This window comes from Emticicia sp. BO119, assembly GCF_013912375.1.
In the GTDB taxonomy this organism is placed as follows: Bacteria; Bacteroidota; Bacteroidia; order Cytophagales; family Spirosomataceae; genus Emticicia.
In genome coordinates, this window is sequence record NZ_JACETV010000002.1 from 1,120,256 (window position 1) to 1,126,400 (window position 6,145).

Below are 6,145 nucleotides of genomic sequence, written 5' to 3' on the forward strand. Positions count from 1 at the left end.
TATTTTATTTTATAATATATTTCTAAAGCTATACGAAGAGATATCCATAAAAAATTATGCCAAGACTTCTTCCTGAACTTTGTCAAGGAATCTGGCAAGATAATGGTTAAATTCTTCGGGTCGCTCCATCATTGGGGCATGGCAACATTTGTCAATAAAATATAATTCCGAGTTCTCCAGTAAACGATTGAATTCAAAACCAACATGAGGTGGAGTAATAGTATCGTTAAGCCCCCAGATTAAGCATGTTTGTACTTTTATGTTTGGTATCTCCTTAGCCATGTTATGGCGTTGTGCCGACTTGGCTATCTGTACAATATTCATACATTTCGGAATACTCGAGGTAATTTCAAAGCATTCGTCAATCAGTTCTTTAGTAGCTGTTTTTGGATCATAGAAAGTATAGGCTACACGCTCACGGATATATTCATAGCTTCCACGCTTAGGGAACGACCCTCCCATTGTATTTTCAAATAAACCCGAACTTCCGGTTAATATCAATGCTTTAACCATATCCTGATGTGCCAATGTGTACAATAAACCCACGTGACCACCTAAAGAATTACCTAAAAGGATAATTTCTTTGAGTTGTTTGAAAGCAATAAAACGTTCTATGAATCCCTGTAAACCTTCCAGACTTGCTTCTCGCATGGGCATATCATAAATAGGCATTACCGGGATAACAATCCGGCAACGATGTCTGAAACCTTCAATTACATCGTCGAAATTACTTAATGCACCGAATAAGCCATGCAAAATCAGTAGCGTATCGCCGCTACCTTCATCAATGTATTTAAACTCCCCTTCCTGTTGTACTTGATAATTCATTCTGTTTTCTCAAAAATTCTATTAAAGATTTAGTATGTTCTAATAAAGATGTAATTACGGAAATCCGTCTATATTTGTGTTTTCTAAGACAAAATAGTGGTTTAAAATTGAATTTTCAAAACTTTCTATAGTAAAGAACGAAAAACAGAGATTAAAAGTTTATGAATGACTTTTCAACGGTGATTATCGGCGGTGGGATTTCAGGATTGACCTGCGCGAAGTATCTGAACGAAAAAGGAATGAGTTTCGTAATCTTAGAAAGTTCAGACGCTTTGGGTGGGAGAGTCCGCACAGATATGGTGGAAGGTTTCCGGCTTGACAGAGGTTTTCAGACTCTATTGGCCAATTATTCTGAAGCTCGTAAAATACTAAATTATAGCCATTTAGATCTTAATTATTTTGAATCTGGAGTTCTGATAAAAGCGAAGAAGGGTTTCACAAAACTTGAAAGTCCTTTCAAAGATAAAGGTTCTATTTTTTCGAAGGCTTTTTCGCCAATTGGTTCATGGAGCGATAGACTGAAAATTAAGAAATTTGCTAAATATGTAGCAGATATACCTGATGAAGAGCTATTTGGTATGGATGATATAGAGACTATTAAGTTTTTGAAAAAGTATGGATGGAGTAAAGAAATCATTCAGCAGTTTTTCAAACCATTTTTTGGTAGCATTTTTCATGATAATGAACTACATACCTCAAGCAATTTATTCCATTTTGTTTTCAAACAATTCTTTAAAGGTGAAATGGCCATTCCTGCCGAAGGTATCCAGGCAATTCCGGAACAGATTTCAGATATGATCTCGAAAGAAAAAATCAGATTAAATACGATTGTTAAAGGTATAGAGGATAATAAGGTTTTTTTAGAGAATGGGAAAATTCTGACCGCCGACAGAATTGTTATAGCAACTGATCCACTTACAGCAGACCGTTTTTTAGATGAAGATAAAATTTATGAACACCAGCTTACTACCTGTACCTATTTTTCGGCAGAATATTCTCCTTTAAAAGGACAGAAATACCTAACTTTAAATCCAGACAGAAAAGGGGTTGTGCATAACCTATTCGTACCTACGGATATTTCGCCTTCATACGGAACAACTGGCAAAACATTAATTTCAGTTAGTACCCACGGTTTGGAGAAAATTGATGAACGTAATCATATCAGTCGGATCAAACGAGAAGTGTATGATTGGTTTGGGGCACAGGTAAATGTCTGGAAACATATTCGTACTTATCATATACCTGATGCATTACCCAAGTTTCCATCAGGTACAAAGAAACAGCCTCTGAAATTAAATGAAAACCTCTATCGTTGTGGCGATTACCTGGCTTATCCCTCGTTGAATGCGGCTATGCAGACGGGTAGGGAAGTGGCAGAGATGATTAGTGAGATTTGAGATTATAGCAAAAGTACATCTATTCAAAACCTATAAATATGTATGAAAAAAATTCTTACCTCATTATTCTTATGTATTACACTAATCGGAAATGCTCAACAAAAATATCTTACCCTTTCAAAAGAGGTGTTGCATGATAAAATAAAAGGCGGTTGGGCAGGGCAGACCATTGGTGTCACTTTCGGTGGCCCAATGGAATTTCGTTACAATGGTACTATTATTAATGAGTATCAGCCTATTCCGTGGTATAATGGTTATTTGAAGAAAACCATGATTGAGAATCCGGGTTTATATGATGATTTATATATGGATTTGACGTTTGTAGACATTCTTGAAAAAGAAGGACTTGATGCTCCGGTTGAATCTCATGCCAAAGCCTATGCTAATGCAGGCTATGCATTGTGGCACGCCAATCAGGCAGGTCGTTATAATATTTTACATAATATTATGCCGCCACAATCAGGGCATTGGTTGCATAACCCTCATGCAGATTGTATAGATTATCAGATTGAATGTGATTTCGCAGGATTGATGTCACCCGGAATGCCAAATACCGCCTCTAAGATTTCAGATAAGATTGGACATATCATGAACTATGGCGATGGTTGGTATGGAGGTGTTTTCTTAGGAGCTTGCTATACTTTGGCCTTTACTTCCAACAATATTGAATATATTATTAACGAAGCTTTGAAAACAATTCCTACACAAAGTGAGTATTATAAATGTATAGCCGATGTAATCAAGTATTATAAATTATATCCGAACGACTGGAAAAAGACCTGGTTTGCTTTGCAGGATAGATGGTCAGAAGATATTGGGTGCCCTGATGGCGTGTTTACTCCTTTTAATATAGATGCCAAACTTAATTCTGCTTATGTAGTATTAGGCTTATTATATGGTAAAGGAGATTTTACCAAAACAATAGAAATAACCACACGTTGCGGGCAGGATGCCGATTGTAATCCGTCGTCAGCCTGTGGTATTTTAGGAACAATGTTAGGTTACTCAAAAATCCCCGCCTATTGGAAAATCGGATTAACAGAGGCAGAAGATATTGATTTTAAATATACCACTATCTCATTAAATAAGGTATATGAAATAGGATTAAAGCATGCTTTGCAGAATATCGAACGCAATGGTGGTAAAATTTCAGGAGATAAAGTAAGTATTCTGGTTCAAAAACCGGAATTGGTTCGTTGGGAGCAAAGTTTTGAGAAGATTTATCCGGTTGATAAAATATTTGTTTATAAAAGTATCAAAGACGAATATAGTTTTGATTTCGAGGGTACAGGCGTAGTAATCAAAGGTGTTGCTGAAAAAAAAGACAAAGATGCCAAAGATGTAGTACTTAACACCGAGGTTTATATAGATGGTAAATTAGCAGAAACTATAGAAATGCCAACCGAGTTTCGTGCCCGCAGGCATGAAATTTTCTGGAACTATCAATTGCCAAAAGGGAAACATAAAGTGGCTGTGAAATTACTAAACCCATCAAGCCAGCACGATTTAAGATTGAACGATGCGATTGTGTATAACGACCATCCAAATAATGAGAGCAATCAGACCATTTATCGATTCGGGCAGCCAAAAAAAATTAAACCTTAATAGAGAATCAAGGTCTAATAAAAGGGAGTAGAGAAAATTACGTTAATAAAAAACATAATTAAATCAGGCAACGCATGAAAAAAACAATGATTAGTCTCGTAGTATTTGCAATCTCGGTAAGTGGTGCACTTGCTCAAACCGCACAAGATGTTTTAAATAAATATATAGACGCAACTGGCGGTAAAGCACTTTGGGACGGTGTGAATACTTATTCAATGAAACAAAGCTATAAAAGTGGCGCAGCCTCCGACTACGATATGGAGGTAAAGGTAGCATTTGCAGATGGTTCAATGTCTAAATCGAAGACTATTCTGAAAAGAACCTTTATTTATGGTATTAAAGGAAATGAAGGCTGGCTGAAAGTGCCGCTTGGAAGTGGAGACAAAAATACCCAATACGAAACCAAAGATCTGAGTGCAAAAGAACAGGAAAACATGCGTAGAGAACTGAGAGAGCTTGTATTGCCTTTCTGGGATTATCAGAAGAAGGGATACATAGCTACTTTGGTTGGTTCAGAAACTCTGAACGGTAAAAAAGTGAATCATGTAGAGTTAAGTGGTAAAGGTGTTAAGTATAATTTATACTTTGATGAAAACACAGGTTTATTGAATAGAAGAAAGCTGACTTTGGCAAGCGGCGAAGTAATTACGGAAGATTACATCAGTTACACAACATCTCCTTATGGTATCAAATATCCTTCTGAATCTACATACACAAGTACGGCAGATAAACGAACTGTAAAAGTTACAACGAGTATCGTGTTTAATGATAATATTTCTGCTGCGGCTTTTGCCAGATAATCAGACAAAGAGAAGCCCGACTTGAGTGTCGGGCTTTATTTATATAGTTGCCTTAGAGGTTTCCTTTTTATTGTTTTCTTCTTTATGAATTGTTGCTGCTTTGGGTCTCCGTTGTGAATTAGATTTCTCCTCGTGCTTTTGGTTCGCTTCCTCAATAGAATGTGAAATAAAAGCGTCATCTTCTTTCTCGGCCAGATCAGACAATTTTCTGTAAAAAGCTTTAGCTTTCTCTAATTCTTCTTCCGTTAAATCTTCTATATCTATTAATCGGTTACTTGCCTTATCGCTCGAAGCTATCAGTTCATTCAATTTAATCTGTAACGCAATTGTATCTTTATTCTGGGATTGTTGAATGATAAACACCATCAGAAAAGTAATAATAGTGGTACCAGTATTAATAACCAATTGCCAGGTATCAGAAAAATCAAAGACAGGCCCTGATACAGCCCATACGATAATCACGATGAAAGCACTTACAAAAGCATAGGGGCTACCCGTAGCCTTTGTTACTTTTTTGGAAAAACGGTCGAAGAAACCAAGTATTCCTTTTTTCTTTCTTTTCATTGTAAAAAGAATTTGTGTTTTTATAATTGATTGTAGCTATTAGCTTTTAAATACATATGATATATAAAAAACTGTTCCACCTGATTTTCAGCAAATGTTGGGATAATGCTACTCATGGTCCCCATAAGTAAATATACCTAAAAGCATAAAGGTAAAATAGTGTTGATAGAACAATTTCAAGAACTTATATAAAGGTTTTTGAGGGGTGAAACTGTAAGTAGTTAGTAGTAAGGAAAATAAGGGGAAGGCGTTAAAAAACTTTAGGGCGGGGTATTGACAAATGTAAAAAAGAGCCTTACCTTTGCAGTCCCAAAAATGAGGAACAGACTGAGCGTTACATAGCAGGAGCATAGTAAAAAGGTGGTAATCAGGAGATTGGGGGAGAGTTAAAAATAAAGTTAGTAATTAATTTGGAGATGTAAAAATAAGTTCAGAATTTTGCACCCCGATTGATTGAGAGAGTAGAGGGAGAGAAGTTGCGAAATGGAAGGGTTGAAAATAAATTTTAAAATTAATTTGGTTTTAAAATAATAAATTCAGAATTTTGCACCCCGATTGATTGAGAGAGTAAGGAAAATAAAGGAAAGAGGTTTACGAAGAGTGATTGAGGAGATAAGGAGAGTGAAAAAAAATATGAAAAAATATTTTTTTAAATTCAAAAAGAGTCGTAACTTTGCAGTCCGTTTCGCTTAATAAAAACAGAGAAAACGGGAAAGTAAAAAAGAGTAGTAAAGTTCTTTAAATAGGAAACAGTAAAACGGATTAAGTTGTTCAAAAAGAGTTTAGAAATTTTTTAGAAGCTTAGTTTTAGTTTTAGCGAGTCGGAAGGCAGGAATGCTGGATGAATAAAGTTCATTAACTTGTTGAGAATGCAAATGCGAGACCAAAGTGGTCAGGCAAACAAATTCATTTACAATGGAGAGTTTGATCCTGGCTCAGGATGAACGCTAG

At 35.9% G+C, this 6,145-nt stretch carries 5 protein-coding genes; 3 read left to right on the forward strand and 2 right to left on the reverse strand.

The window, feature by feature from the left end:
- Nucleotides 1-54: 54 nt before the first annotated feature.
- A complete protein-coding gene (locus tag H1R81_RS11460; RefSeq protein WP_181840837.1) occupies nt 55-828 on the reverse strand; it encodes an alpha/beta fold hydrolase in 774 nt (257 codons plus the stop codon).
- A gap of 161 nt (nt 829-989) precedes the next feature.
- Here H1R81_RS11460 and H1R81_RS11465 point away from each other — a divergent pair, with 161 nt between their 5' ends.
- The 3 genes from H1R81_RS11465 (at nt 990) to H1R81_RS11475 (ending at nt 4,630) form a co-directional block, all read left to right on the forward strand.
- The gene (locus tag H1R81_RS11465) at nt 990-2,225 is read left to right on the forward strand and encodes an NAD(P)/FAD-dependent oxidoreductase (RefSeq protein ID WP_181840838.1); all 1,236 of its coding nucleotides are present in this window, start codon (nt 990-992) and stop codon (nt 2,223-2,225) included.
- 42 nt (nt 2,226-2,267) lie between these two features.
- On the forward strand, nt 2,268-3,830 hold the full coding sequence (locus H1R81_RS11470) for an ADP-ribosylglycohydrolase family protein (RefSeq protein ID WP_181840839.1): 1,563 nt from the start codon (nt 2,268-2,270) through the stop codon (nt 3,828-3,830).
- Nucleotides 3,831-3,904: 74 nt separating this feature from the next.
- On the forward strand, nt 3,905-4,630 hold the full coding sequence (locus H1R81_RS11475) for a hypothetical protein (protein ID WP_181840840.1): 726 nt from the start codon (nt 3,905-3,907) through the stop codon (nt 4,628-4,630).
- Between the two features lie 39 nt (nt 4,631-4,669).
- Here the strand turns inward: H1R81_RS11475 and H1R81_RS11480 are convergent, their stop codons facing one another.
- Nucleotides 4,670-5,194: a low affinity iron permease family protein gene (locus H1R81_RS11480; RefSeq protein WP_181840841.1), complete on the reverse strand. Its 525-nt coding sequence runs from the start codon at nt 5,192-5,194 to the stop codon at nt 4,670-4,672.
- Nucleotides 5,195-6,145 lie beyond the last annotated feature (951 nt).